The 26,557-nt window shown below is 66.1% G+C and carries 24 protein-coding genes and 1 tRNA gene; 12 read left to right on the forward strand and 13 right to left on the reverse strand.

Translation table 11 applies throughout. The annotated features are described in order from the left end of the window. Positions 1-2: 2 nt before the first annotated feature. Together mfd and EGT50_RS09085 are read right to left on the reverse strand one after the other, a co-directional pair. Entirely contained in the window at positions 3-3,656 is a 3,654-nt protein-coding gene (mfd, locus tag EGT50_RS09080) for a transcription-repair coupling factor (RefSeq protein ID WP_127953234.1), read from the reverse strand. Positions 3,657-3,910: 254 nt separating this feature from the next. Beyond that, the gene (locus EGT50_RS09085) at positions 3,911-4,501 is read right to left on the reverse strand and encodes a TetR/AcrR family transcriptional regulator (RefSeq protein ID WP_127945281.1); all 591 of its coding nucleotides are present in this window, start codon (positions 4,499-4,501) and stop codon (positions 3,911-3,913) included. Between the two features lie 173 nt (positions 4,502-4,674). Here EGT50_RS09085 and EGT50_RS09090 point away from each other — a divergent pair. The 6 genes from EGT50_RS09090 to EGT50_RS09115 all read left to right on the forward strand — a co-directional run bounded on the left by EGT50_RS09090 (position 4,675) and on the right by EGT50_RS09115 (position 9,459). Beyond that, positions 4,675-4,745 (forward strand) — tRNA-Gln (locus EGT50_RS09090). A gap of 208 nt (positions 4,746-4,953) precedes the next feature. Continuing rightward, positions 4,954-6,432, forward strand: coding sequence for a bifunctional UDP-N-acetylglucosamine diphosphorylase/glucosamine-1-phosphate N-acetyltransferase GlmU (glmU, locus tag EGT50_RS09095; protein WP_127953237.1), 1,479 nt, complete (start codon positions 4,954-4,956; stop codon positions 6,430-6,432). Then, positions 6,429-7,409 (forward strand): ribose-phosphate diphosphokinase, encoded by a 981-nt coding sequence (locus EGT50_RS09100; RefSeq protein WP_127953241.1) that lies wholly within the window; start codon positions 6,429-6,431, stop codon positions 7,407-7,409. The genes glmU and EGT50_RS09100 overlap by 4 nt, the downstream gene beginning before the upstream one ends. Before the next feature lie 65 nt (positions 7,410-7,474). Further along, on the forward strand, positions 7,475-8,110 hold the full coding sequence (locus tag EGT50_RS09105) for a DUF2461 domain-containing protein (protein WP_127953244.1): 636 nt from the start codon (positions 7,475-7,477) through the stop codon (positions 8,108-8,110). 142 nt (positions 8,111-8,252) lie between these two features. After that, positions 8,253-8,969 carry a hypothetical protein gene (locus EGT50_RS09110; protein ID WP_164873371.1) on the forward strand — a complete coding sequence of 239 codons (717 nt, stop codon included), beginning with the start codon at positions 8,253-8,255 and terminating at the stop codon, positions 8,967-8,969. Between the two features lies 1 nt (position 8,970). Next, positions 8,971-9,459 carry a GNAT family N-acetyltransferase gene (locus tag EGT50_RS09115; protein WP_127953250.1) on the forward strand — a complete coding sequence of 163 codons (489 nt, stop codon included), beginning with the start codon at positions 8,971-8,973 and terminating at the stop codon, positions 9,457-9,459. Positions 9,460-9,477: 18 nt separating this feature from the next. Here EGT50_RS09115 and egtD read toward each other — a convergent pair whose 3' ends face one another. The 4 genes from egtD to egtA are packed head-to-tail and all read right to left on the reverse strand — an operon-like array spanning position 9,478 to position 13,731. Further along, on the reverse strand, positions 9,478-10,449 hold the full coding sequence (gene egtD / locus EGT50_RS09120; protein WP_127953254.1) for an L-histidine N(alpha)-methyltransferase: 972 nt from the start codon (positions 10,447-10,449) through the stop codon (positions 9,478-9,480). A gap of 38 nt (positions 10,450-10,487) precedes the next feature. Continuing rightward, the gene (gene egtC, locus EGT50_RS09125) at positions 10,488-11,216 is read right to left on the reverse strand and encodes an ergothioneine biosynthesis protein EgtC (RefSeq protein WP_127953257.1); all 729 of its coding nucleotides are present in this window, start codon (positions 11,214-11,216) and stop codon (positions 10,488-10,490) included. Continuing rightward, on the reverse strand, positions 11,216-12,508 hold the full coding sequence (egtB, locus tag EGT50_RS09130; RefSeq protein WP_127953260.1) for an ergothioneine biosynthesis protein EgtB: 1,293 nt from the start codon (positions 12,506-12,508) through the stop codon (positions 11,216-11,218). The genes egtC and egtB overlap by 1 nt, the downstream gene beginning before the upstream one ends. Continuing rightward, positions 12,505-13,731 carry an ergothioneine biosynthesis glutamate--cysteine ligase EgtA gene (egtA, locus tag EGT50_RS09135; protein WP_127953263.1) on the reverse strand — a complete coding sequence of 409 codons (1,227 nt, stop codon included), beginning with the start codon at positions 13,729-13,731 and terminating at the stop codon, positions 12,505-12,507. Before egtA ends, egtB begins: the two co-directional genes overlap by 4 nt. Positions 13,732-13,818: 87 nt before the next feature. Between egtA and EGT50_RS09140 the strand changes: the two genes are divergently transcribed. The 3 genes from EGT50_RS09140 to pth all read left to right on the forward strand — a co-directional run bounded on the left by EGT50_RS09140 (position 13,819) and on the right by pth (position 16,506). Further along, positions 13,819-14,991, forward strand: coding sequence for an aminotransferase class V-fold PLP-dependent enzyme (locus EGT50_RS09140; protein ID WP_127953929.1), 1,173 nt, complete (start codon positions 13,819-13,821; stop codon positions 14,989-14,991). A 238-nt stretch (positions 14,992-15,229) separates the two neighbouring features. Next, positions 15,230-15,844, forward strand: a complete 615-nt coding sequence (locus EGT50_RS09145) for a 50S ribosomal protein L25/general stress protein Ctc (RefSeq protein WP_127953266.1) — start codon at positions 15,230-15,232, stop codon at positions 15,842-15,844. Between the two features lie 83 nt (positions 15,845-15,927). Next, on the forward strand, positions 15,928-16,506 hold the full coding sequence (gene pth, locus EGT50_RS09150) for an aminoacyl-tRNA hydrolase (RefSeq protein WP_127953269.1): 579 nt from the start codon (positions 15,928-15,930) through the stop codon (positions 16,504-16,506). A gap of 24 nt (positions 16,507-16,530) precedes the next feature. Here the strand turns inward: pth and EGT50_RS09155 are convergent, their stop codons facing one another. Further along, positions 16,531-17,391 carry a haloalkane dehalogenase gene (locus EGT50_RS09155; protein WP_127953272.1) on the reverse strand — a complete coding sequence of 287 codons (861 nt, stop codon included), beginning with the start codon at positions 17,389-17,391 and terminating at the stop codon, positions 16,531-16,533. Positions 17,392-17,441: 50 nt separating this feature from the next. Beyond that, the gene (locus EGT50_RS09160) at positions 17,442-17,816 is read right to left on the reverse strand and encodes a DoxX family protein (protein WP_127953275.1); all 375 of its coding nucleotides are present in this window, start codon (positions 17,814-17,816) and stop codon (positions 17,442-17,444) included. 304 nt (positions 17,817-18,120) lie between these two features. Here EGT50_RS09160 and EGT50_RS09170 point away from each other — a divergent pair, with 304 nt between their 5' ends. After that, complete coding sequence (locus EGT50_RS09170) at positions 18,121-18,489, forward strand: RAMP superfamily CRISPR-associated protein (protein ID WP_268960675.1); 369 nt, start codon at positions 18,121-18,123, stop codon at positions 18,487-18,489. A 70-nt stretch (positions 18,490-18,559) separates the two neighbouring features. Here EGT50_RS09170 and EGT50_RS09175 read toward each other — a convergent pair whose 3' ends face one another. Then, positions 18,560-19,162: a hypothetical protein gene (locus tag EGT50_RS09175; RefSeq protein WP_127953285.1), complete on the reverse strand. Its 603-nt coding sequence runs from the start codon at positions 19,160-19,162 to the stop codon at positions 18,560-18,562. An 822-nt stretch (positions 19,163-19,984) separates the two neighbouring features. On the opposite strand from EGT50_RS09175, the gene EGT50_RS09180 reads away from it, so the two are divergent. Then, positions 19,985-20,290, forward strand: a complete 306-nt coding sequence (locus EGT50_RS09180) for a TetR/AcrR family transcriptional regulator C-terminal domain-containing protein (protein ID WP_206615787.1) — start codon at positions 19,985-19,987, stop codon at positions 20,288-20,290. A gap of 71 nt (positions 20,291-20,361) precedes the next feature. On the opposite strand, the gene EGT50_RS09185 is transcribed toward EGT50_RS09180, so the two are convergent. The 4 genes from EGT50_RS09185 to EGT50_RS09200 form a co-directional block, all read right to left on the reverse strand. Continuing rightward, on the reverse strand, positions 20,362-20,568 hold the full coding sequence (locus EGT50_RS09185; RefSeq protein WP_127953291.1) for a hypothetical protein: 207 nt from the start codon (positions 20,566-20,568) through the stop codon (positions 20,362-20,364). 662 nt (positions 20,569-21,230) lie between these two features. Further along, positions 21,231-22,577, reverse strand: a complete 1,347-nt coding sequence (locus EGT50_RS17150; RefSeq protein ID WP_206615788.1) for a hypothetical protein — start codon at positions 22,575-22,577, stop codon at positions 21,231-21,233. Next, the gene (locus EGT50_RS09195) at positions 22,574-22,756 is read right to left on the reverse strand and encodes a hypothetical protein (protein ID WP_127953294.1); all 183 of its coding nucleotides are present in this window, start codon (positions 22,754-22,756) and stop codon (positions 22,574-22,576) included. Before EGT50_RS09195 ends, EGT50_RS17150 begins: the two co-directional genes overlap by 4 nt. Before the next feature lie 230 nt (positions 22,757-22,986). After that, a complete protein-coding gene (locus EGT50_RS09200; RefSeq protein ID WP_127953297.1) occupies positions 22,987-24,615 on the reverse strand; it encodes a fatty acyl-AMP ligase in 1,629 nt (542 codons plus the stop codon). Between the two features lie 190 nt (positions 24,616-24,805). Between EGT50_RS09200 and EGT50_RS09205 the strand changes: the two genes are divergently transcribed. After that, positions 24,806-26,521, forward strand: coding sequence for a peptide chain release factor 3 (locus tag EGT50_RS09205; protein WP_408014631.1), 1,716 nt, complete (start codon positions 24,806-24,808; stop codon positions 26,519-26,521). Positions 26,522-26,557 lie beyond the last annotated feature (36 nt).

Raw genomic sequence — 26,557 nt, forward strand, 5'->3', positions numbered from 1 at the left:
CGTCAGACCCCGGCCTGCGCACCGGCCGCGGTCACATCCACCGCTCCAGCAGCCTTGCCGTCGAGTGCAAGCAGCAGGTCCGCGACGTACTGCAGCAACTCGACGTCGCGCATCCGGTTGGCACCGACGCCACCCGAGCCGGTCCGCGGCACCGGAAGCTGGATCACTCCTGCCGTCGCACGATACTGCGCGCTGGGATAGATCCGCTTGAGCCGCAACTGTTTCGAATCCGGCAAGGTCATCGGAGAAATCTTCAGTTGGGTGCCCGTCACAGCGACCTCCTCGACCCCGTATTCACGGCAGAGCAGCCGGAGTTTGGCGACGGACACCAGCCGGCCCACCTCCTGCGGCAGCGGGCCGTACCGGTCGACCAACTCGTCGACCACCCTCACGACCGCGTCCGCGTCGGTCGCGGCGGCCAGCTTACGGTAAGCCTCGAGGCGCAGCCGATCACTCGCGACGTAGTCCGGCGGAATGTGCGCGTCCACCGGAAGGTCGATGCGCACTTCCTTGGGCGCCTCGTCAGCGGTGATCGGACGACCGTCCGCGACGGCCCGGTACGCCTCCACGGCCTCCCCCACCAGACGCACGTACAGGTCGAAGCCGACACCCGCGATGTGACCGGACTGTTCGGCGCCCAGGACGTTACCGGCGCCACGTATCTCGAGGTCCTTCATCGCGACCGCCATCCCCGCACCGAGATCGGAGTTCTGCGAGATGGTCGCGAGCCGGTCGTAGGCGGTCTCGGTGAGCGGCGTCTCCGGCGGATAGAGGAAGTACGCGTAGCCGCGGTCCCGGCTCCGTCCGACACGACCTCGCAACTGGTGCAGCTGGGACAACCCCAGCGAGTCGGCCCGCTCGACGATGAGCGTGTTGGCGTTGGAGATGTCGAGGCCGGTCTCGACGATCGTCGTACACACGAGCACATCGAACTCGCGCTCCCAGAAACCCTGCACGGTCTTCTCGAGCATGTCCTCGTTCATCTGTCCGTGCGCAACGACCACCCGCGCCTCGGGCACCAGGTCACGAATCCGCTTTGCCGCCTTGTCGATCGAGCTGACCCGGTTGTGTACGTAGAAGACCTGGCCGTCCCGGAGCAGTTCTCGCCGGATCGCGGCCGCCACCTGCTTGTCGGAGTATCCGCCGACGTAGGTGAGGATCGGATGCCGCTCCTCCGGCGGGGTCAGGATGGTCGACATCTCCCGGATGCCGGCCATGCTCATCTCCAGGGTGCGCGGAATCGGCGTCGCCGACATCGTCAGCATGTCCACGTGGGTCCGCAGCGCCTTGATGTGTTCCTTGTGCTCGACGCCGAAACGTTGCTCCTCGTCGACGATCACCAGCCCGAGGTCTTTCCAACTGACACCGGTCTGTAGCAGGCGGTGGGTGCCGATGACGATGTCGACTTCACCGTCAGCCATCTGGGCGATGATCTCCTTGGACTCGGCCGCGTGGGTGAAGCGGGACAGGCCGCGCACCTTCACCGGGAACGACGCCATGCGCTCGGTGAACGTCTGCAAATGCTGCTGTGCAAGCAAAGTGGTCGGGACCAGCATCGCGACCTGCTTTCCGTCCTGGACGGCCTTGAACGCCGCGCGGACCGCAACCTCGGTCTTGCCGTATCCGACGTCACCGATGACGACGCGGTCCATCGGCACCGGCTTCTCCATGTCCGACTTGACCTCGTCGATCACGGTCAACTGGTCGTGTGTCTCGGTGAACGCGAACGCATCCTCCATCTCCTTCTGCCATGGCGAGTCGGACCCGAACGCGTGACCCGGCGCCGCTTGCCGGGCAGCATAGAGCTGCACAAGCTCGCCAGCGATCTCCCGAACAGCCTTGCGCGCCTTACGTTTCGTGTTCTGCCAGTCCGATCCTCCGAGCTTGGACAGGGCCGGCATCTCGCCGCCGACGTAGCGGGACAGCTGATCCAGCGACTCCATCGGCACGAACAGTCGATCGCCGGGATGGCCGCGCTTACTCGCCGAGTACTCGATCACCAGGTACTCGCGTCGGGCTCCTCCGACGGTCCGCTCGACCATCTCGACGAACCGACCGATGCCGTGCTGATCGTGCACCACCATGTCGCCCGCGGTGAGTGCGAGCGGATCGACCTGATTCCGACGCTTGGCCGGGAGCCGCTTACCATCGCCCGCCGCGGCGACACGGTTGCCGGTGAGATCGGTTTCGGTGACGACCACCAGTCCAGGCTCCGTGTCCGAACCCGCCAGGACGAAGCCGTCCTGCAGGGCGCCGCGCATCACGCCCACCTGGCCACGCGGCGGCTGCGCACCCGGTTCGAGCTGCGCCGCCGGCACGTCGGCCTCGTGTATTCGCTCGATCACCCGCTGCGCGGTTCCCGCACCCGCCACGACGACAACCGCGTGACCGCCGGTGGTCACGTGTGCTCGCAGCGTCGCGAACAGTTCGGCCAGCAGTTCGTCCGAGCCTCGGACCTGCGGTGCCGCAGTAACGGCCAGTTCCATCTGGTCGCCGCTGCCGGACGCCAGCGGTGTCATCGTCCACCACGGCTGCGCCTGTGCCTGGGCCGACTCGTGGACCTGGCGCAGCGACCGGTAGGCCGAGGCCCCGAGATCGATTCCGGCGCCGAGTGTGGAGGTATCCACGGGCGCGGCTGCGCCGATCGACGCGGCCGTCCACGACGCCTCGAGAAACTCCTGCCCGGTTCGGACGAGATCGGTCGCGCGGGTCCGGATCTTCTCGGGATCGCACAACAGGACGTGCGTCGACGACGGAAGGACATCGGTGAGCAGCTGTAGCTCTCCGGGTCGAACCACCGGCAGCAGCGCCTCCATGCCCTCGACGGGGATGCCGGCGGACATCTTGTCGAGCATCTCGACGAGGGAGGCGTCCGCCGGGTTGTCTGCCGCAAGCCGTGCCGCCCGGTCCCGCACGTCGCCGGTGAGCAGCAACTCCCGACAGGGGGGTGCGATGACAGTACCCACCTCGACCTCGGGCAACGACCGCTGATCGGCGACAGAGAACGCGCGCAGTTCGCTGACCTCGTCGCCCCAGAACTCGGCGCGAACCGGGTGATCGGCGGTGGGCGGGAAGAGATCGAGGATGCCGCCCCGAACGGCGAATTCTCCCCGCTTCCCGACCATGTCGACGCGCGTGTATGCCAGTTCCGTGAGCCGTTCGATCAGCCCTTGGAAGTCGAGTTCGCTTCCGACGCTCAGCACCACCGGGTCGATCTCACCGAGAGCAGGGGCCATCGGTTGGACCAGAGAGCGCACCGTCGTCACGATCACCCGCAACGGCGGGCCGTACAGCCGGTCGTCGGGTCGTGCCAGTTTCCTGAGCACCTCGAGCCGACGTCCGACGGTGTCGGCGCTGGGAGACAGGCGCTCATGGGGCAGTGTCTCCCAGGACGGGAACTGCGCGACGCCGGCGCCGAGCATCTCCCGCAGCTCGGTCGTCAGATCGTCCGCTTCTCGTCCGGTGGCCGTCACCACGAGCAGCTGGGTGTGATCGGCCAGGGCCGCGGCGACGAGGGCGCGTACGGGTTGCGGTGCGACGATCTCGATGTCGGTGCGTCCGACCGCGTCGGCGATCCCGGCGAAGGCGCTGTGGTCCAGCGCCGTCTTCGCCAGTCCTGCGAGGGTGGCATCTGCAGCGGACGGCTGGGAAGTCAAGAACGCACTCCTGAGCGGTGACGACGAACTGCTGGCGAACGGCTCGGGGCGCGGACGAGCAGCGGTAGCGGGCGCGCGCCAGCCTAGTCGATTCTATTCCCACCTCGGTTCGGGGACGTCGGCCCAAAGCCCCACTGAACAGACAGTTTCGGGTCGATCGGGACGGATGCCTCGCCCTCGCCGTCGACGTCCGGGGCCGACCGCGTACCGGGGCCGACCGCGTACCGGGGCCGACCGCACGGTCACCGAACGTCCTATCCGCCGAGTTGCGGATCCGCCTCGAGGTTCGTCAGACCGTTCCAGCACAGGTTCACGAGGTGGGCGGCCACGACCTCCTTCGACGGGGCTCGCTCGTCGAGCCACCACGTCGCCGTGGTGGCGACCATCCCGACGAGCGCCTGCGCATACAGCGGCGCAAGTTCGGGATCGAAACCGCGGCGCTCGAAGTCACCAGCGAGGATGTGCCCCACCTGCCGGACTGCCTCGTTGAGCAGACTCGAGTACGTGCCCTCATCGGCAGTGACCGGCGAATCGCGCACCAGGATCCGGAAACCGTCGGTGCGCTCATCCACGTAGGTCAACAGGGCCAGCGCCACTCGTTCGATCCTGATCCGTGACCGGTTCTGCGTCAGCGACGACGTGACCATCTCGAGCAGCTTCGACATCTCTCGGTCGACGACGACCGCGTAGAGCCCCTCCTTGCCGCCGAAGTGCTCGTAGACCACCGGCTTGGAGACCTGAGCACGTGCCGCGATCTCCTCGATCGAGGTAGCCTCGTAACCGCGTTCGGCGAACAGGGCCCGTCCGATCTCGATCAGTTGTTCACGCCGTTGCGTCCCGGTCATCCGGATGCGAGGAGATCGTTCGGGATTGGTGGACTCCCTTGGTCGCGACACTCGAGGTGACCGTCCCTTCCGACACTCCGCAGCTTCATTTTCCCGAGCAGTTCGACGCACGGGGCGCCAGCATGCGAGTATCGTTCCCGCGTCCCCCGAGCGCCAGCTCGTCGGCGCAGCGTTCCGCCGTAGTGTAATGGCAGCACCTCTGATTTTGGTTCAGATAGTTCAGGTTCGAGTCCTGGCGGCGGAGCTCCCCGATCGAACGGCTGTGATTCCCGCCACGCATACCAGACCCACTGGTCCGAACCCGTTAACTCCCCGTTAACTTGCGAATCAGCACCGCTGGTCTCGGGCATATTGTCGTGGTGGGATCACCTCGCGATAATCTTTCCCAAGAACGCGCGCGACGAGTCCGGCCACCCGAGCAGCCAACCCCAAATCGACCTCGAGGGAGCTTCATGCCACCGCAGACCGCCGTCATCGTCCTCGCTGCCGGTGCAGGGACGCGAATGCGGTCTAAGATCCCCAAGGTTTTGCACACTCTGGCCGGCCGAACGATGCTCGCACACTCGCTGCATGCCGCAGTCGCGATCGAGCCCTCCGAACTCGTGACGGTCATCGGTCACGACCGGGATGCCGTCGGCGCAGCGGTCGACGAGGTCGCAAAGGACCTCGGGTACGCGATCTCCTCCGCCGTCCAGGAAGAACAAAACGGCACGGGCCACGCCGTCGGCTGCGGGTTGAGCTCACTGCCCGACGATTTCGACGGCACGGTACTGGTGACCTCGGCCGACGTTCCGCTGCTCGACGCGGATACCCTGCGCGCCCTGATCGAAACCCACACCGCAGCTCCGGCTGCCACGGTGACCGTTCTCACCACCACTGCGTCCGACCCCACGGGATACGGACGGATCCTGCGTACCACCGATGGCGAGGTGGCCGCGATCGTCGAGCAGGCCGACGCCACCGAATCGCAGCTCGCAATCACCGAAGTCAACTCCGGGGTCTACGCCTTCGACGCCGCCACGCTCCGCGCTGCGTTGTCGTCCCTGAGCGCCGACAACGCGCAGGGCGAGCTGTACCTCACCGACGTCATCGCGATCGCCCGGCAGGCCGGGAAAACCGTTCGGGCGCAGCACATCGCCGACGCCCTCCAGGTCGCGGGCGCGAACGACCGCGTCCAGCTGTCGGTGCTCGCGGGCGAGCTGAACCGTCGGATCCTCGAACAGCACATGCGCGCAGGCGTCACCGTCGACGACCCGTCGAGCACGTGGATCGACGTCGACGTCAGGATCGACCGAGACGTCACGCTCCGCCCGGGCGTGCAGTTGCTCGGCGCCACGCGCATCGGCGAGGACGCCGTGATCGGTCCCGACACCACGCTCACCGATGTCACCGTCGGCGAGGGCGCTTCGGTGGTTCGCACTCACGGCGACGGCGCGGTCATCGGTCCCGCGGCGACCGTCGGGCCGTACGCCTACCTGCGGCCGGGCACCGTCTTGGGCGCGTCCGGCAAGCTCGGTTCCTTCGTCGAGACCAAGAACACCGACATCGGTGCACATTCGAAAGTCCCGCATCTCACCTACGTCGGTGACGCGACCATAGGCGAGCACAGCAACATCGGAGCATCCAGCGTTTTCGTCAACTATGACGGTGTGAACAAGAGTCGCACCGTCGTCGGTTCGCATGTGCGAACCGGATCCGACACCATGTTCGTCGCCCCGGTCCATGTCGGTGACGGCGCCTACACGGGCGCAGGTACCGTCCTGCGCACCGACGTGCCACCGGGGGCGCTCGCCGTCTCGAGCGGCAAGCAGAGCAACATCGAGGGTTGGGTCCAGCGCAACAGGCCCGGCACTCCTGCTGCCGAGGCAGCGCAGCGAGCACTCCAGCAAGAAACCGACCGGCGAGAACCAAAGGATGGCGAAGACCAGTGAGCGCGATATCCAGCGACGTGCAGAAGAACTTGATGCTCTTCTCCGGCCGCGCACACCCCGAACTGGCCGAACAGGTGGCCAAGGAACTGGACATCCAGGTCACGCCGCAATCGGCTCGTGACTTCGCCAACGGCGAGATCTTCGTCCGGTTCGAGGAGTCGGTGCGAGGCTCGGACGCATTCGTGCTCCAGAGCCATCCGGCACCCCTGAACCAATGGGTGATGGAGCAGCTGATCATGATCGACGCACTCAAGCGTGGATCCGCCAAGCGCATCACCGCGATCCTGCCGTTCTACCCGTACGCCCGCCAGGACAAGAAGCACCGCGGTCGCGAGCCGATCTCGGCCCGTCTCATCGCCGACCTACTCAAGACCGCCGGCGCCGATCGCATCATCACCGTCGACCTGCACACCGATCAGATCCAGGGCTTCTTCGACGGCCCGGTCGACCACATGCACGCCTTGGGCCAGCTCGCGCAGTACGTCCGCGAGAACTACGGCACCGAGAACATCTGTGTCGTCTCTCCCGACGCCGGCCGAGTGAAGGTCGCTGAGAAGTGGGCAGACGCCCTCGACGGTGCACCGCTGGCGTTCGTGCACAAGACTCGTGATCCGCTCGTTCCGAACCAAGTCAAGTCGAACCGCGTCGTCGGTGACGTCAGCGGTCGCACCTGCGTGCTCATCGACGACATGATCGACACCGGTGGCACCATCGCGGGCGCCGTCGACATCCTCAAGAGCGCGGGCGCCGGTGACGTCGTCATCGCCACCACGCACGGCGTGTTCTCCCACCCGGCCTCCGAGCGCCTCGCGAACTGCGGCGCCAAGGAGGTCATCACGACCAACACGCTGCCGATCCCCGAGGAGAAGCGGTTCCCGACGCTGACGGTGCTGTCCATCGCGCCGCTACTGGCCCGCACCATCCAGGAAGTCTTCGAGAACGGCTCGGTGACGTCCCTCTTCAACGGCATCGCCTAGATCGTTACTGCGCCCGTGCCCCGTTCGCCGAATGGCGGGCCGGGTACGGGCGTAGTGTTTGCAACGTGTTCTCCGGGTTCCCGACCACCGCCCTGGACTTCTACGAGGATCTCGAGGCCGATAACAGCAAGGCCTTCTGGACCTCCCACAAGTCGACCTACGACTCCGACGTGCGCGCACCGATGGTCGAGTTGCTTGCCGAACTCGAACCGGAGTTCGGTTCCGGCAAGGTCTTTCGTCCCTATCGCGACGTACGGTTCTCAAAGGACAAGTCGCCCTATAAGACCCATCAGGGAGGATTTGTCGAGACGTGCCCGGGTGTCGGGTTCTACGTCCAGGTCGACGCCTCCGGCATGTTCGTGGCCGGCGGCTACTACGCACACACCCCGGAGCAGCTCGCGCAATACCGGGAGGCCGTCGACGACGAGCGCCGCGGTCGCGCTCTGCAGCGGATCGTCCGCAAGCTCGAATCCTCGGACTACGACATCGGTGGCGACCGCCTCGCCACGCGCCCGCGAGGTGTGGCACCGGACCATCCGCGCATCGATCTGCTTCGGCATCGTTCGTTGACCGCGGGATCGAATCTGGGTTGCCCCGACTGGCTCGCCACAGCTGACGCGGCCGACCACGTGCGGCTCGCCTGGCGCGATATGAGCCCCCTCATCGACTGGCTGACCGACGTCTTCTCCGCTCGCGGGTGAGAACCGCGCCGAGCGCAGAACTCATGCGGCACAAGACTTTGCCGCTACTGGCCAGTAGCTGACATGAATTTGATCACGCCCGAAGAGGAAATTCGGACCTCGATGTGGCCTGGCATGAACCTGTGCCCTATTGTGGCTCGTCGTGATCGACGCTCAGCCCCGGGACGCAAGCTCTGAAATCTCGAACACCCAATCAGTTCGCCGATGGACTCCCGGGTCTTGTGTGTGGTGCGGAAGCGACGAATCGATCGACTCGTTCCGCAACGAGCCGCGCTGTGGCACGTGCCGCGAGCACGAGACCGTCATCGACGAGGCACGCAAATTCATGGGCATGTACGGTCTGCGCCCGATCGGTGGCACGTTGCAGTCCGACGACGAGGAGGAGCGCGAGTGGCGCGTCGCGGCCCGTGACGCGCGCGCAGCCCTCAACCAGATCCGCCTCGCCGAGCCCCCGGACCCGGCGATTGTCCGCAAGTCGCTGCGCCCCAAAGCCGCTCGCATCGTGTCCGCAATCGAGACCGAGTCGGCTCCGGTCAGCAAAGCCCCGGCCAGCAAAGCCCCCGCCAGCAAGGCGCCGTCGGCGCGTCCCCGCACGAAGCCGACTACACCTGCTCCCGCGCCGACCGCCGCCATCGCATCCGCGAACCTACCGGACCTCGCAGCCCTCGAGGAGCGCGTGACCGGCCTCCTCGACCAGCTCGCCAAGGTCGACGCGCAGATCCAGCTCGCCGAGGCCGCGCAGGGTCTGGCCGCGCGCGCCCGCCTCGACGACCTGGGCCGCCAGAAGGCCTCGATCCTCCGCACCCTCGCCGCGTTGGAGAAGGCGCGTCGGAGCGCAGGCACGCAGGACGCGAGTTGAGATGTTCATCCGTGACGCCCTGATCAGCGATCTGCCCGAGATCCTCGAGATCCACAACGAGGCGGTCGCCAACTCGACGGCGATCTGGGACGAAACCCCCACCGATATCGACGAACGGCGGCAGTGGTTCCACGACCGCCACGCAAACGGGTTCCCGATCCTGGTCGCCGATATCGACGGCCGCGTCGCGGGGTACGCAACGTACGGGGTGTGGCGCCCCAAGAGCGGTTACCGCTACACCGTCGAGAACTCGGTGTACGTGCACGTCGACTACCACCGCCGGGGCGTCGCGACGGCCCTGATGACCGCGTTGATCGAGCGGGCCCGCGCCGGTGGCCTACACGTCATCGTCGCGAGTATCGAGTCGTCGAACACCACCTCGATCGCGCTGCACGAGCGTTTCGGCTTCCGGACCGTCGCGCAGATGCCGGAGGTCGGTCAGAAGTTCGGCCGCTGGATGGACATGACCTTCATGCAGCTGATCCTCTGACCAGCCTCGGCGAGCGAATCAGCCTCGGCGAGCGCACACGAGCGCGAACCGCTCGTCCGCGTCGGTCCAGGTCTGGGCGTCGACGAATCCCGCCGCCGCGAGCTCGGCGCGGATGCCGTCTTCTCGGAACTTCGCGGAGATCTCCGTGCGAAGCTGCTCCCCCTGGCCGAACGGCACCTCGAGCCCGAGATCCGTTACCTGCACGGTCATCTCGGTTGTCGCCTCGAGCCGCATCTCGATCCATTCCTGGACCGGATCCCAGAGTGCGACGTGCCGGAACCTTTCCAGGTCGAAGTCGGCGCCCAGTTGTTTGTTCAGCACCGATAGCACGTTGAGGTTGAACTGGGCGGTGACGCCGGCCGCGTCGTCGTAGGCCGGGACCAGCACCGCAGGGTCGGTCACGAGCGCGACGCCGAGCAGCAGGTAATCGCCGGGTTCGAGGACGCCCGCGATGCCGGCGAGGAACTCGCGCCGCTCGTCCGGGACCAGGTTGCCGAGCGTGCCGCCCAGCAAGGCAATCATCCGCCGGCCTCCGACAGGTAGATGGTGCAGTGACTCGGTGAAGTCGCCGACTACCCCGTGCACGCCGATCTCCGGGAACTCCGCCGCGATGCGGCGGGCGGCATCCCGCAGTGCACTCTCGGAGACGTCCTGTGGAACGTACCGTTCGAGCGCGCCCCGTTCCCCCAGTTCCCGGAGCAGCAGAGCTGTTTTCTCGGACGACCCCGAGCCGAGTTCGACGAGGATCTGCGGCGAGGCGATTCTCGCGATCTCGCCGGCGTGGGCCTCGAGCAGTGCCCGCTCGGTGCGAGTCGGGTAGTACTCCGGAAGCCGCATGATCCGTTCGAAGAGTTCACTTCCGCGCGCGTCGTAGAACCACTTGGGCGGCAGCGATTTGGGTGACGACGTCAGCCCCCGCGCCGCATCGGCCCGTAGGGCCGCGGTCAGTTGCTCGGGTGCGATGTGGACCTCCAGGGTCGGTGCACTCATTCCTCTCCCATCCGAAGAACTCGTTTCTCGGGTGACCCTCACAGGGGGGTCGAGATCAGGTGGCCCGGTCGCGCGGTGACGAGGTGCCCGTCCGGGATCTCTTTCCATTCGTGGTTGCGGTCATAGGGCTCGGAACTGATGACCGCGCGATCGTCGTCGACAAGAGTCGACAACGCGTGCTCCCATGTCGTGGCCCACAACTGCCGCCCGTCACCGAGGAGCATGTTCAGCTTCGATCCGGGCGCTGCCTCCGTCACAAGGGTCGAGACCTGCATGAGCGCCACCTCGGGGCTGTTGTCCCGCAGTGCTTGCCGCACGAGCATCCACAGCAGCGCTGCATCGGTGGGCGCCTCGAGACCCAGCAGGTCCACCATCGGCAGCCGTCCGGCCGGCTCGACCATCGAGTCGGGCCATCCCGCGATCCGGCCGTTGAGGCTGAACGCCCAGTGCTTCGAGACGAACGGCGCACACGCGCTGCGTTCGACCGGCATTCCCACGGTCGCCGAACGGACTGCCGCGAGCACCGCGTGCGACCGGACCTTCGACAGCATCTCGGGCAGTGCAGGGTCCGACCAGATCGGCATCGCGCTGCGGTACCGCGACAGTGTCGACCCCCACCAGGCGGCACCGAACCCATCGGCGTTGATGGTGCCGCCACCTCGCATATCACGCGGATCCCACGACTGCCGCAGCAGCGAGAACTCCCCCGCCGTGATGACCTCCCGCACCGAACGAGTCGGTCCGATATAGCCCAGGTGACGACACATCACACATCCCTTGCGCAGCGGAAGCCGGCGAAGATCTGTCGCCGGATCGGGTGGTCCCAGTTCCGGAACGTGCCCCGGCACGCCACCTGATCGGTGCCGAACGAACCGCCGCGCAGAACGCGGTAGTCGCCACCGAAGAACACCTCCGAATACTCCCGGTAGGGGAACGCTTCGAAGCCGGGATAGCCGGCGAAGGGGGACGAGGTCCATTCCCACACGTCCCCGATCAGCTGACGCACTCCCGACGGCGACGCTCCTTCCGGGTAGGACCCGACCGGCGCGGGACCGAGATGCCGCTGGCCGAGGTTCGCCCGAGTGTGGTCGGGTTCATCGTCGCCCCACGGGAACCGGCGGGACCGGCCGCTCGCGGGATGCCAGCGCGCCGCCTTCTCCCACTCCGCCTCGGTAGGCAGCCGCTTGTCGGCCCACCGCGCGTACGCCTGCGCCTCGAACCAGCACACGTGCATCACCGGCTCGTCCGGCGGCACGGGCTCGAGCACCCCGAAACGTCGCCGCCACCAGTGCCCGCCGCCGTCAGTCGTCCAGAACTGCGGGGATTCGAGCCGGCGCTCGACGCGATGCTGCCAGCCTCGCTCGCTCCACAGCTCCTGACGTCGGTAGCCGCCGTCGTCGATGAAGCGCATGTAGTCGGCGTTGCTGACGGGGACGGTGTCGATCGCGAAAGCTCCGACGTATACCCGGTGCGCTGGGCGCTCGTTGTCGAGCGCCCACGGATCCTCGGTCGTTCCCATCACGAATTCGCCCGCGGGAATGACCACTTCACGCTCGGTCACCGGGGCGACCGCGACGGGGACCGGCGGCGCCGTCAGTACCGGAGGCCCCGCTCGGAGCTGATGCGTCGCAAGCATCGTCTCGTCGTGCTGCTGCTCGTGCTGGGCGATCATCGCGAAAGCGAACCCGTTCGACTCCAGACGACGACCACGGAACTTGCTCGCGTCCAGCACATCCCACGTCTTCTCCCGAACCTCGCCAACGTACCGCCGAGCCTCGGAGGGCCCCAGCAACGGAAGTGCAGGGCGAGAGGAGCGGGAGTGTTTGAACGCGTCGTACAACTCGTCGATATCGCGACGCACGGGGTCACGCCCGCCGACGTCACGGACCAGCCACAGTTCCTCCTGGTTCCCGATGTGTGCGAGATCCCAGACGAGTGGACTCATCAGCGGCGAGTGCTGCGCCACGAGATCGGCCTCGTCGACACACCCGGTGAGCGCGTCGCTGCGCCGCCGAGCCCGCAACAGCGCCGATTCCAGTGTTTCGCGCAACCCCGTCACGACTTAGCCCCCCTTGCCTGTTTACCACTACGACATCGCCCAGCGGCCGATCCGAGTTCGGCTCCCAGCGCCGGGTCCGCGGCGTACTCGGCCGCGAGTTCGAGCAGCTCAACCGCGCCGGCGCGCAGCTCGGTGTCGGCGAGCCCGTCCCGCGCGGCATCCTCCCACCGTCCCCGGGTCGGTGCCGCGACATCGGCCGCGTCCGGCGCGTCGAGAAGCGCCTCGAGCGCAGCCACCGGCAGCCGCCACAGGTCCCCGGGTTGCGTGTCGAAGTAGCGCACCTCGAGGTGGCCGACCGCACGCACGAGCGGGAACACGGTCGTGAGGTGATAGTCGAGATCCGCTCGGGTCGGCCGACGGCCGAGGTCGTCGTCGAGGGCGCCGTCGATCCAGTCCGCGAACGTCGCGTCTGGTGGGGCCGTCCAGGACGGCCCGTCGCGGATCACACACAGCAAAGGCACGTCGAGTACCCAGCGGGCATAGTCGCCGATCGGGTCGGCCGACAGCTCCCCAGTCTCCGACGGCCCGCCGGTACGGGGTGGATCGAGTTCGAGCCATGTCCGCATCCGCTGCGACGCCCACCGCCCCGGTGGAATCCCGTACAGCCGTGGAGAGCAGGCGAAGGCCGCGATCAGGGCGGGGCCGATGGTGTGCAGCAGGTTCCATCGGCGGGCAACATCCGCCCGATCCGCTCCGGCGTCGACGCTCACCTGTACGGCTGCGGTATTGCACATCATGAGCTTGCCGAACGGCCCGACGCTCTCGAACCGCTCCTCCATCGCCCGATAGCGGGGCAACTGCAGCAGTCGCTGAGCTTCTCGACGGGTGTCGGCGGCACCAGCGTGCGTGGTTATCGAGTGTTTCGCAAGAAGCGCGCACAGCGTCCGTTCATCAGAGGCGAGGGCGTCGCAGAGCGCGGCGGCACTGTCGTGGGGAACGCTGGAAAGCTCGATCTGACCGCCGGGTTCGACGGTGACGAGGCTGCCCGCAGGAAGAGCGCGGGCGGGAGAATCAGGAACGAGGGATCGCGGGGCGTGAGGCCCGAGAGCTGCGGCGATCGACGCAAGTTCTGGACGGGTGAAGGCTGGGCTGTCGTGTGCGGTGAGCCATTCGAGTTCGGCACCTATCAGCTTCGGTGGACCGAGTTTGAAGCACACCCCACCGAGGTATGCCTCCGCCGCCGGGCGTGAGGTAAGAGTGGTGGACTCGACTGCTACAACCATGCCATCCTCCCCTCGAGAGCGGCCGGACGTCCTCCTCGAGGGTAGAGCCCGCTTTCCGTCGTGGCTACCGCTGGAGAGGAATTGCCGATGCTCGACCTCGAACAGCTCCGACGCGATACACCGGGATGTCTCGACCGGGTGTTCCTCGACAGCGCAGGATCATCCCTGCCGCCGGAGCCCGTGCTCACCACCGTGATCGGACATCTCCGGCGCGAAGCTGAGGTAGGCGGATACCTCGCGGCTGCGGAGCGCTCCGACGACCTCGCGGCCGTGCGTCGATCACTCGCGCACCTCATCGGGGCCGAGCCCACCGAGATCGCCCTCGTCGACAGCGCCACCCGGGCGTGGAACGAGTTCGTCGCCGCGATCCGCTTCGTGCCCGGCGACCGGATCCTGATCTCTCGAGTGGAATACGCCAGCAACGCGATCACCGCGCTACACCGCGCCCGCGCTGCCGGTGCGACCGTGGAAGTCGTACCGAGCGACGCATCCGGTCGCATCGACCTGGATTCTCTCGAACGGATGCTCGACGACCGCGTCCGCCTCGTCTCGCTGGTCCATGTTCCGACCAACGGCGGGTTGATCAACCCGATTCGGGAGGTGGTGGACATCGCGCACCGTCACGGCGCGCTGGTCCTGTTGGATGCCTGCCAGTCGGTGGGCCAGCTTCCCATCGACGTGGCGGCCCTCGGCGTCGATGCGCTGTCGACGACCGGCAGAAAGTGGCTGCGGGGACCCCGTGGCACCGGATTCCTTTATGTGCGAGGAGAACTCGTCGAATCGCTGGACCCGGTTGCACTCGATATGCGGAGCGCCGACTGGACCGGACCCGACACCTACCGGCCGGCGCCTGACGCGACCCGCTTCGAACTGTGGGAGTACGACGTGGCCGCGCGACTCGGACTCGGCGTCGCCGCCGACTATCTCCTCGACATCGGAATCGACTACGCCGCACACGCTATCGCCGAGAGAGCCGACGCGATGCGGGCGGGGCTCAGCGGCCTGAAAGGTGTCACCGTTCGGGACCTCGGAACCGACCGCAGCGGCATCGTCACGTTCACCGTCGATGATATCGATGCGATGAGTGTTCGAGAACAGCTGGTGGACAAACAGATAACGGTTACGGTGAGCCCGCGATCCTCGACTTTGCTGGACATGAATGCTCGCGGACTCGACGCCGTCGTCCGCGCATCCCCGCACTACTTCGTGTCCGAGGGTGATATCGAGACCTTCCTGGACGCCGTCGCGCGACTCGCCTGATCGTTCCGTCACCCCCGCTCACCCGTCTATGGGCCCTTTTGCTATCGCCTCGGGCGTCCGGTAATGTACTTCGAGTTGTCTCGGCGAGGGCGATTCGCGCGGCACCGCGCAGTCACCGTGATCGACGCGGCCACGGCTCCGATAGAGCAGTTGCTCCGGCCGTTCGTGTCCGTTCGCCCCTCATCGCGACGAACGAGTGTCAACGCATATCTCACGTGAGTTGTAGGAGCCGTTTCACATGTCTGACGAAGATCGTCTCGTAGCCGCCGTACGTACCGAATTCGGCAAGGGCGCCGCCCGCCGTGCTCGTCGCGATGGCCAGGTTCCCGCCGTACTGTACGGCCACGGCACCGATCCGCAGCACCTGAACCTCCCGGCCCGTGAGCTCGCCGGCATCCTGCGTGCCCACGGCACCAACGCCGTCATCAACCTCGATATCGACGGCAAGCAGCAGCTGGCGCTGACCAAGTCGGTCGTCGTCCACCCGATCCGTCGCCACATCGAGCACGCCGACCTGCTGATCGTCCAGAAGGGCGAGAAGGTCGCCGTGGAGGTCCCCGTCGTCGTCACCGGCAACGCAGCTCCGGGCGCCCTGGTCACCGAAGAGGTCACCGCGATCAAGCTCGAGGTCGAGGCCCTGCACATCCCCGAATCGGTCGAGGTCTCCGTCGAGGGCGCCGAAGTCGGCACCCAGGTCCTGGCCGGCGCCATTACGCTGCCCGAGGGCGCAACCCTCGCCGACGACGCAGAAGTGCTGGTCGTCAACGTCGTCGCCTCCCCGTCGGCCGCAGCTCTCGGCACCGAAGAGGAGACCGAGGAAGAGGTCATCGAGGAGACGCCCGCCGAGGCCTGATCAGCCGCACGCTGACCGTCCAGCGGCGCGTCGACCCAGTCGGGCTCGGCGCGCCGCTGTCGTATGGAAAGGATGCTCGAGCAGTGAGTGAAGAGTCGGGGACGGCAATCGTCGTCGGCCTCGGGAACCCGGGACCGCAGTACGAGAAGACCCGCCACAATGTCGGGTTCATGGTGGCGGGCGTGCTCGCCGGACGCCTGGGCGGAAAGTTCAGCGCCCACAAGCGCAGCGGCACCGAGATCGTCCAGACCCGACTGCTCGGCCGCCAGGTGATCCTCGCGAAGCCACGCTCCTACATGAATCTCTCCGGCAAGGGAGTATCGGGGCTGGCCCAGTTCTTCTCCGTGGAGCCGGGGAACATCGTCGTCATCCACGACGAACTCGACCTCGATTTCGGCACGATCCGACTCAAGAAGGGCGGCGGTGAGGGCGGCCACAACGGGTTGCGCTCGATCTCGAACGCTCTCGGCACCAAGGACTATCTACGCACCCGCATCGGCATCGGACGTCCCCCAGGTCGCCAGGACCCCGCCGACTTCGTCCTCAAGCCGTTCTCCAGCGTCGAGCGCAAGGAACTCGACTTGGTGTGCGAGCAGGCCGCCGACGCGGTCGAACTGTTGCTGCAACTCGGGCTCGAGGCAGCGCAGAACCGGCTGCACTGAACGGCTGGCCACCACGACCGCGTCTCAGCCGAAGCGTAGGACGATCGCCTCGGCAACCCGGGCGGGCGCATCTTCTTGGAAGAAGTGGCTCGCGTCGGGCAACTCCAACAGGACGTGATCGGGAAACGTGGCCTGCATGCGGGGAATCATGCGGTTGGGCTGGAAGGCGGAATCCTTCATACCCCATACGATCAGCGCCGGCTTCGCTCCGAGCTTGATCGGCACGTCACGGGAAAGGCGCTCGAGCAGCGGACGGGCTGCCAGGATCTGCTTGGGCATCTCCGCTACGCCTCGTCGCGCATCCCGCGAGGGTTGAACTCCGCGATAGTGGGCCATCTCCTCGGGCTTCAGCGAGCGCGACGTTCCCAGCGGGATGATGCGTTCGACGAAGAAGTTGTTGTTCAGAATGGCGCGCTGCATGGGACCACTCGACATCACCCTGCTGAAGAGCTTCATCCTCGGGCTGTCCGCGGGCCAGAACCATGTGTTGCCCAAGACGACGCCCCGCACGCGATCGGCGCGCGCGGTGTCGACCGCCATGCTGATCGGACCACCCCAATCCTGACCGAATGACACGTACCCGTCCAGGTCGAGGTGGTCGACGAGCGTGCCGACGACGAATGCCTGCTCTTCGATGGAGTACCCGAAAGCCTCAGGATGATCGGACAATCCGAACCCGAGATAGTCAACCGCGACGCACCGGAAACGGTCCCGCAGTCTGGTGATGATGTCGCGATACAGGAAGCTCCACGTCGGGTTGCCGTGGAAGAACAGGATCGGCGGGCCGGTGCCTTCGTCGATGTAGTGCACCCGTCCGTGCGGGCTGTCGAACCAGCGTGAAGTGAACGGGTACAGCTCCGGATCCGGTGTGAAATCGACCTTCATCGTTCCTCCTGCGTCCAGACGCTCTAGACCCACAATCCCGAACGGTCGACTCAACCCCAGCTCGCGAATCGGCCAATCGCAACGAATACGGCCAGCGCCAGCAAAACGACGTTCACCGGCAGCATCTGGAATTCCTTGCGCCGGACGTGGAAGACCATCGCCCCAACCTGGACGATCGCCAGTCCGGTCGCCGCCAGCGGCGTCAGTACCTCCGCGATACCAGTGGCCTGCGGAAGGATGAGACCGATCGCGCCCAGCAGTTCCGCTGTCCCGATCGCGCGGACCGATCTGGCGGACAGATCCCGGGCCCAAGCCGTTCTCGGGTTCTCGATGAGTTTGTCGTACGGCACCGCCACCTTCATCAGGCCGGCCCCCAGATACACGACGGCCAGCACCACGGCGACGACCCACAAGGCGACGTTCACGGTTCCTCCTCAGGTCGGTTGAGGCGCATTGCCCACCTGATTCTCCCCCGTGAGCGCGCCTGATTGGGAGGAATCGCAAATCGTCGCGCTACTCGGGACGGACGTGTCCCGCCCCGGTGTGTTGCGGTCGGACACCTGCCTGCACCAGTCGCCTCTCGCATACTGGCTGTGGCGGAGGGAAAGATGCCAGCTTCCTGAATAGTGTCCTGAGCTGCTTTCAGATTCATGCGCGGGACACGCAGCATGAGCACGCATACCGACGGCATCGAGGTGGGGCAGCCGTCAGGGTCTACGACTACCGGGGATTCGAGTCAGGCAGGCCCGGGGTGGCGGCCATCGCCCCAGCGGAACAGTGGGCGCCGGCGTCGGGGCAGAGATGGACAACGGGTCAGACATTGCGTCGTTCGAAGTCGAGGCAGTCGCACCGGGAACACGATTCGAATCCTGGGTCCAGCTCGACCGCGGTAGTGAACTCGACCGCGCCTTCGCGGCGGACGTTCTCGCAGAGCTCGGTCGACGGGGGTGGCTCGGTGGCCGCACCGCCTCGGGTCACGGCCAGATCAGTGTCGTTGCCGCCCCCGACCCCTCCGCCGGGGTCGGGGTTGACTGGAGAAGCCGGGTCGCGGACCGGCGGGACGACGCGCTTGCCGCGCTACGCGGGCTTGCCTGCTGATCACACCACGCGCCGCCGATCCCTAGTAAAACGGTAGGAAGTACGTCGGCCGTGCTCCCACCCGACGCGCTCAGGACACTGCGTCTGCCTGAGTTGACGGGTCCTTCTTGTCGAACCGAATGCGGTCGTCAACGCCGTAGGGGACGGTGGACCCATCGTCGAGACCGACTACTACTTGTGTGCTCTCGAGCCTCACCCACTCCACAGCACGGCCACCGATCCTTCGCCCGATGTGCGAGCGGTTGACCGCACCGGCCCGTGTCGTCGGCACTCGCGGTGCCTTGTCCGCCACGTCAGGCGAACACACCCGACAGCGCTTGTACCGGCGAACCTCGTTGACGTGCTCTGCTGTTTCGAGCCGCGGTAAACGTGGCCACCCGGCTACTCGAATCTCCCTGTAGAGCTTCTCGATCGACAGGTCATAGCCGAAGGGCCACCCACTGCGCAGATCAAGATGCTCGCGCACGGACTTGCAGTCCAGGGTGTGAACCATATTGGCGGCACTGATGATGAACCGAGCTCCGCCCTCGATCTGCTCGTCAATCAGGCGCTGATTGCGCGCAAGCCAAACCTCGACCTCCGTAGCGAACTCGGAGACCTCTGCCTCCGTCGCTGGTCGCCCGATTGCCGCGCACGCCTCGCAATCGCAGTCGGGTTCAAACTCGATAGTCATGCTGGTGCTCTCCTCCACTTCCCACGCGCGCAATTCCGGCCACCGGGATCATATCTAGATCGAGACCCGATGCAAGTGTAAATACCAACTACAACAACACTATTCACCGTCGAAGGCACAGGTTGTGCAGGGTCCGCTGTCGGTGGCTCAGCGGGAGTTGTGTCGGTGTCGGGGTGTTGTGGGGCGTTCTCGGGTGGTGGTGCCGCGGCATTCCGATACCCGAGCCCAGGAGAGGGGACTAGAGCTTCTTCGGACAGGTGTCTAGGCGGGATCCTGCCCGCTGGACAGGCGGGGATCACCGAGCAGGCGGGGATCAGCCGTGTATGAGCTGGTGCATGATGCGGCAGTGGCGCCGCGCCTCGTTGCCGATGGTGCGGCTCTCTCGTTGGAGACTCTCGTCGCCCGGCCGAGTCGGTCCAGCTGCAATCGGTCATCAGGGCGATGGACACCACCACCATTGCCGCTGGCGGCAAGCTGATCTTCTCCAGCTTCGGTGCTCTCGCCTAGTTCGAACGCACCCTCATCCGTGAGCGCAGCTCCGTGGGCAGGCAGGCGAAGCTCATGCGTGACAAGGGGATGAGCCAGCTTGCGATCGCCGAGGATGCTAGGGGTCGGCCGCACGACGCTGTACCGGAACCTTGGTACACAGAATGGGCAGTGAGACAAGACGTGACGCCCCCACCGGCTGGGCCACGGCCAACGGGGACGTCACGCTATTGCCGCAGTTCCCCTGCCTTCACGAGTAGGCGGGCCGCTCGTCGGTTCGCGCGAACGGTTCCCGTTTACGAACGATGATGGTTGCTCAGCTCGAGGAGCGCCGCCGTGCTGGGGTGTTTCCGGCGGGGAGGTTTCTCGGTCCGGCTCACCGCGCACGCCTACGCAGTCGTTGACAGCTACATCTACGGCTTCGCGATTCAGGAGGCGTCGCTGCCCGCCACCGGGGGCGACGACATCAAGGCGCTCGCCGACGATATGGCCGAGGCCTTCGCTGGAGCGCCGCATCTCGCGGAGTTGACGGTGCAGCACGTCCTGCAACCGGGCTACGACTTCCGGGACGAGTTCGACTTCGGGCTCGAGCTCGTCCTCGACGGCCTCGAACGCGCCCTCGCTGATGAAGCCGTCGGATAGTCCCGCGGCCAGGCAAGGGCGCAAACCATCTACAATGAATATCGACGACTCTGTTTGCAGCGCAAACTAATTCACGAAACCAACTCACCACGCAGGAGACGGCCGACGGCACGACCGTCGGCCAATTCTCGCCGGTCGTCAGGATGCTCGAGGTAGTAGCGCAGGAACCAATACAACGGAACCGCACCGACCTCGAACTGGTCAGCCTTGGCGACGATCGCCGGCGGCGACTTCAACACGCCGGAGAACGGGCCTCGATAGTGCCGGTCGATTGTCAACGCGTCTGGGTTCGCCGGAGAGATTCGGATCGCAGAGTTTCGCTGGTATTCGCGAAGACTAGTCGCCTCGAGACCCGCAATTCGATCCCACTCGATCGACTGGGTCTCTATCCCACGGCGAACCCTGAGTTCTGTGGGTGTACAGACGATCAGCGGATTCCTGAGACGACCCGTCGCCAGAAGGACCACATATCCCCCACAGCACACCCCCAAGGCCCCGACAAGAAACGGGAAGAGCGACTCCTGGCTCGCAGTCATCGGAAACGTGTACACACCAGTGAACATCCCGACGGAGAACGCCAGACATGCCACGGTGCCCAGTAGGAGATATGAGCGCAAGAGCAAGGCATGCAACCGATTCGCAGTGATCGCTGTACCTTCCGGACGTAACTCACAGGATCCGACACGGGCACGCGTTCTCATGCGTGAACGGATAACCTCCAAACCCGGTACAGAGACGGCCGCCATGCTGAGGAACGCGGGCAGGTAGAACCAAAGATACTCAAACCTACCTTCGACTAGGGCTGCAACCGTCTGCCAGGCCCATAGCAGTGCGAAAGATGCAACCATGGCCAAGCCGAGGAAGATGAGCCAACGCATCTTGCGGGAGTACAGCCAGTCGGCTGGAATTCTACCGTCCTCACCGCTCCGCTGAGCCTCCATCAATAGCACACAGCCTTCCCTAGTTCAGAACCGATCCATCCGAACACCCAAGCGCCAGCGGCACCCCCAGCTGCCGCACCCACCGGCCCGGCTAGGGCGCCCAGACCCACGGCCGACGCCCAACCACCCGCGGTTCCCGCTGCTCCGGTGATCGCCGCCTGACACCTTGCCTCGTCTGAGTCCGCCATGTAGAAGTCCCATAACGCCGCCCCGACCGCGAGGGCGGGTCCCCCGTACTTCGCCCCGTAGTGAAGGTTCTCGACGGTCTCCGACACCACACCAGGCATCGCGCCCTTGATCGCGTTACTTGTGTGCGTCTCAACCCCGGCAAGAACACCACCGGCCGTCGTCAGCGCCGGATGGGTGAAGAATTCGCTGTCCGGTGGAATCTCTTGCGGCATCTTCCCTTGTGGGTAGATCATCGTTCGGGTGGTGCCGTCGGGGTACTCGGTAGTCTCGACAAGGGTTCGGTCCTCGTAGGTGATCTCCGTGATCTTCTGCCCTGAGTCGGTCTCGAAGGTATTCGTTGTGGCCAACCGGTTCCCGTCGGGATCGAAGTCCTCCTGAACCAGCATCGGCCGCTCCTTCCACGAGCCGGCAAACGTACTCGACTCGGTGAACACCTTGCTGCTGCCGTCCTGCATGAACACGGTCTTTGTGTTCTCGCCCTGATCGTTGACCGACACTTCAGTGCGGGCCACGGTGACCGCGGCATCGAGATCACGTTCCTGCACCTGGTAGTCGAGCAAGGGCATTCCTGCGGTCATCGGAACGTCGGACACCGGCTCTGCGCCGACGTCCCACAACGTCTCGATCGGACCCGGTTGTCTCTCGACCAGGCCGTATGTAGCGGCGACAGCATGCAGCGCGTCGGACAATTCGTCATCGGCACGCCCCACCGCGTACATAAGCGGGTTCAGGTCCAACTGCTGCGCGTCCCGCTGCTCTATCAGCTCGGCCGCCTCCTCCGCCGACATCTCAACCGGTTTCAGCGTCACGACCCACCGATCCGAGACCACGAACGGCCCACCCTCGAGTTCCGTGACACGCTCGAAGAGGGAATTCTTCGCCGCCGTCAACGTGTAGAAGCCTTGTTCGAGCGCCCGAGCGAGCCCTTCCCCGAGGTCGGCGAGGTCGGCCGCTCTCCTCTTGGCACGTCCAAACGCGTCAGCCGCCGCGGCCTGCGCCACGCCGTCCCATGCCCGCATCTCAGGCAAGTCGTCACAGCGCGCGGCGACAGACACCGCCGCATCCTCGGCGCGACGGGCCCGTTCGCGCAGCACCGCCGCGTTGACGCTCAGCGACTCGAAGGACCACGACGACAGCCGACTTCGTGACGGAATCACGATTCCGGAAGCACCTCGGCGACCAACGCAGCAAACTCCAAATCGGACACTTCGTACGAGTCGGCGTTACCGGCGGCCGTCGCGGCGAGACCGGCGTATCCGTCCGCCAGCTCGCGCACGGACTCGGCAACGAAATCCGCGACGAAACGCGACGTCCATTCCGCTGTCGAGCCAGGCATTCCGGCCGGACCCTCTACGATGGGTCCACCCAAATCGGATTCTCGGATCGCCGATCCCGCTTCCGATGTTTCCCGCGCGAATGCACGCAGAACTGCTTGATCAACAAGCATGCGGTAGTGCCCCCCTATGACGTTTACCCAGCCCGATCAGCTCCCGGTGGATCGGTGCCAGCCAGGATGGCACAATCGGGCATACGGGGCAAAGCCCTCCGCTCACCGCAACCCGACGCTCACAACAACCCGCTCGAACTCGACCTCCGCAACTTGCCCGACGACGTCTTCGGCAGAGACCCCGGCCCGAGGACTGCAACGGTACGGGGCCGCGCACCGACCTCGGTGACGATGGCGTGTGCGACGTCGCGCTCGATCCGTTTGACCTCGTCCGGGTCGTCGATTGCGTTGGTCTCCACCGCAACTGCGAAACTCTCCCGCTTGTCCCCGGCGTCGAGACGGATCGCGACCGCGTTGCCGGGGCGCACGCCGGGGACCGACCCGGCCGCACGTTCGATGTCGGTGGGATAGATGTTGCGGCCGCCCATGATGATCACGTCCTTGACGCGTCCGCACACGACGACGAGACCGTCCTCGGTGAAGTATCCGATGTCGCCGGTGTTGATCCAGCCGTCCTCGTCCTGCGTCGCCTCGGGCCCGTCGACGGTGAGATACCTAGGGGTGACGGACTTTCCGCGCAACTCGATCACCCCGACCGCGCGCCGCGGCAACTCCAGCCCGTCTCGCGCGACGACCCGACCCTCGAGACCGGGAACGAGTGGCCCGAGTGTGGCCATGGGCCGGGCGTTCGCCCGGTTGGAGCGCACCGCCAGACTGGCGGCTTCGAGCAGGTCCGGGTCGACGTGGTCGAGGACCAATCCCTGCCCCGGTTCGGGCACCGACACCGCCAGGGTCACCTCGGCCATACCGTACGTGGGTGCGAGGGCCAGCGGGTCGAGGCCGAAGCGGGCGCCGGCATCTGCAAGCGCGATCATCGTTTCGGGGTCGACCGGTTCGGCTCCGTTGAGCATGCACCGCATCGCCGACAGGTCGTACTCTCCGGGACCCGACTGCGCGAGCCGGCGTGCCAGCAACGAGTAGGCGAAGTTCGGTGCAGCGGTTATGGTTCCGCGGTACTTACCCATCAGCTCGGCCCACAGAAGGGGCGTCTTGAGGAAGTCCAGTGGCGTGATGTGGACGGTAGTGGCACCGATCTGCATCGGGACGGTGAGGAACCCGATCATCCCCATGTCGTGGAACAACGGTAGCCAACTGATCATCACGTCACGTTCGGTGTTGAACTTGACGCGATCGATCATCGCGTAAGCGTTCGCGTAGAAGTTGCCGTGGGTGAGCTGCACAGCCTTGGGCGACCCGGTGGAACCGGAGGTCAACTGCTGCAGCGCGATGTCGGTCTCGGCCGTTTCGACCGGGTCGATCTCGTGGCCCGCCCGCATCGTCTCGATGGTGATGACCTTGATGCCGCGTTCGGTGAGCAGCGGCACAGCCGCCTCGAACGGCGCTGCGACGATCACCGCCGCAGCGGAGATCATCCCGATGATCGTTTCGGTGTCCTGCGCCCACACCTGCAGATCGGTGCGTGGGGTCGGCTGGTGCAGCATCGTCACCGACGCACCCCGCATCCACGTGGCCTGACAGGCCGGCGCAATGTCGGCGGGCATCCCGGCGAGGACCCCGATCGCGTCGCCGTGGCCGATGCCGGCGTCGGCCAGCGCTCCAGCCATGCGGCGCGCAAGGGCGTGCACCTCACCCCAGGACTGTCGGAGCGGCGCATCCGGCTCACCCGTGATCAGGGCCTGCGAACTGGTCGCCGCGGTGGCATACATCTCGTCGGTGAACTTGCTCATCCAAGGCTCCTACCGTCCTCTGCGGACACTACGACCCACCGCCATTCTGCGTGACGTATCTCGGCAAGCGGTGCCGACCTGTTACCGCAGTTCTCAGCCCGCGTACCCTGGTGACGGTTCTCAACAGACAGTCCACCGGCCCCGACTTTCGAGAGGTTCACCGTTGAACAGCGCGCCCGACTCGGCCGAGATCACCACCGCCGAGAAGGCGTCCTCCACCGGTGGGCCCAGTGGCACGGCCACGGGTGGCCCCAGCGGCACGGCCACGGGTGGCCCCAGCGGCACGGGGCCGACGTCGCTCGCGGCCGAGGCCGCCCGTCGCCGCACGTTCGCCGTCATCTCGCACCCGGACGCCGGTAAGTCCACGCTCACCGAGGCGCTCGCCCTCCACGCGAAGGTCATCTCCGAGGCCGGTGCTGTGCACGGCAAGGCCGGTCGCAAATCGACCGTGTCCGACTGGATGGAGATGGAGAAGGCCCGCGGCATCTCGGTGTCGTCGACGGCCCTGCAGTTCAACTACCACGCCGAAGGCACCCCCGACGACCAGATCAACGTCGTCAACCTGGTCGACACCCCCGGCCACTCCGACTTCTCGGAGGACACCTACCGCGTCCTGACGGCCGTCGACGCCGCGGTCATGCTCATCGACGCCGCGAAGGGCCTCGAGCCGCAGACCCTCAAGCTCTTCCAGGTTTGCCGCCACCGCGGCATACCGGTCATCACGGTGATCAACAAGTGGGACCGGCCCGGCCGTGCCCCCCTCGAACTGCTCGACGAGATCGACGAGCGGATCGGCCTGACCCCGACACCGCTGTTCTGGCCGGTCGGAATCGCGGGTGACTTCCGCGGTCTGCTGCGCCGCGGTGAGGACGGAGTTGCCGAAGAGTACATCCGCTTCACCCGCACCGCAGGTGGCGCGAAGATCGCACCCGAGGAGCGCCTGACGCCGGACGATGCTTCCGCGCGGGAGGGATCGGAGTGGGTGACCGCGGCCGAGGAGAGCGAACTGCTCTCGGCCACCGGGCAGGATCACGACCAGGAACTGTTCCTAGCCGGCCAGACATCGCCGGTGATCTTCGCTTCGGCGATGCTCAACTTCGGCGTGCGACAGATCCTCGACACACTCATCGCGCTCGCCCCCGCACCGGGCGCCCGTAAGGACGTCGCCGAAGGTGCCCGCGCGGTGACCGACCCGTTCAGCGCGGTCGTGTTCAAGGTGCAGGCCGGCATGGATGCCGCTCACCGCGACCGGCTGGCGTTCATGCGCGTCGTCTCGGGCGTGTTCGAGCGGGGCATGGTCGTCACCCACGCACAGACCGGTAAGCCGTTCGCGACCAAGTACGCTCTGACGGTCTTCGGCCGTGACCGCTCCACCGTCGAGAATGCTTATCCCGGTGACATCGTCGGCCTCGTCAACGCGAATGCGCTCGCCCCCGGGCACACGCTGTTCACCGACAAGAAGGTCGAGTACCCGCCGATTCCGTCGTTCGCGCCCGAGCACTTCTCGGTTCTCCGCGCGGAGAGCGCGAGCAAGTACAAGCAGTTCCGCCGGGCCGTCGACCAGCTCGAGTCCGAGGGCGTAGTGCAGATCCTGCGCAACGACATCCGTGGTGACGCCTCCCCGGTCATGGCGGCCGTTGGACCCATGCAGTTCGAGGTGGTGGCCGCACGAATGAAGGCCGAGTTCAACGTCGAGGCGCGGATGGAACCGCTCGGCTACGCCCTCGCCAGGCGCACCGACGCCGCGTCCGCGACCGAACTCGGACGGCAGCGCGGCGTCGAGGTCTTCACCCGCGCCGACGGCGTGCTGCTGGCGTTGTTCAGCGACAAGTGGCGGCTGCAGTACATCCAGAAGGAGATGCCCGAGCTCACCCTGGAACCGCTGGTCGCCGCCGGCGATCAGTGAGCCTGCGGCGCAGGTGTTCCTCCTCCACGGAATGAT

Source organism: Rhodococcus xishaensis, assembly GCF_004011825.1.
Classification (GTDB): Bacteria; Actinomycetota; Actinomycetes; order Mycobacteriales; family Mycobacteriaceae; genus Prescottella; species Prescottella xishaensis.

What these genes read in the sequence shown, in the direction of transcription:
- EGT50_RS09145 (WP_127953266.1), top strand. Translation starts at nt 15,230, where the DNA reads ATGTCTGACGAAGATCGTCTCGTAGCCGCCGTACGTACCGAATTCGGC.
- egtC (WP_127953257.1), bottom strand. Translation starts at nt 11,216, where the DNA reads ATGTGTCGTCACCTGGGCTATATCGGACCGACTCGTTCGGTGCGGGAG.
- egtA (WP_127953263.1), bottom strand. Translation starts at nt 13,731, where the DNA reads ATGGTTGTAGCAGTCGAGTCCACCACTCTTACCTCACGCCCGGCGGCG.
- glmU (WP_127953237.1), top strand. Translation starts at nt 4,954, where the DNA reads ATGCCACCGCAGACCGCCGTCATCGTCCTCGCTGCCGGTGCAGGGACG.
- EGT50_RS09115 (WP_127953250.1), top strand. Translation starts at nt 8,971, where the DNA reads ATGTTCATCCGTGACGCCCTGATCAGCGATCTGCCCGAGATCCTCGAG.
- EGT50_RS09155 (WP_127953272.1), bottom strand. Translation starts at nt 17,391, where the DNA reads ATGAAGGTCGATTTCACACCGGATCCGGAGCTGTACCCGTTCACTTCA.
- EGT50_RS09085 (WP_127945281.1), bottom strand. Translation starts at nt 4,501, where the DNA reads ATGACCGGGACGCAACGGCGTGAACAACTGATCGAGATCGGACGGGCC.
- EGT50_RS09175 (WP_127953285.1), bottom strand. Translation starts at nt 19,162, where the DNA reads ATGACTATCGAGTTTGAACCCGACTGCGATTGCGAGGCGTGCGCGGCA.
- EGT50_RS09140 (WP_127953929.1), top strand. Translation starts at nt 13,819, where the DNA reads ATGCTCGACCTCGAACAGCTCCGACGCGATACACCGGGATGTCTCGAC.
- EGT50_RS09195 (WP_127953294.1), bottom strand. Translation starts at nt 22,756, where the DNA reads ATGCCTGGCTCGACAGCGGAATGGACGTCGCGTTTCGTCGCGGATTTC.
- EGT50_RS09200 (WP_127953297.1), bottom strand. Translation starts at nt 24,615, where the DNA reads ATGAGCAAGTTCACCGACGAGATGTATGCCACCGCGGCGACCAGTTCG.
- egtD (WP_127953254.1), bottom strand. Translation starts at nt 10,449, where the DNA reads ATGAGTGCACCGACCCTGGAGGTCCACATCGCACCCGAGCAACTGACC.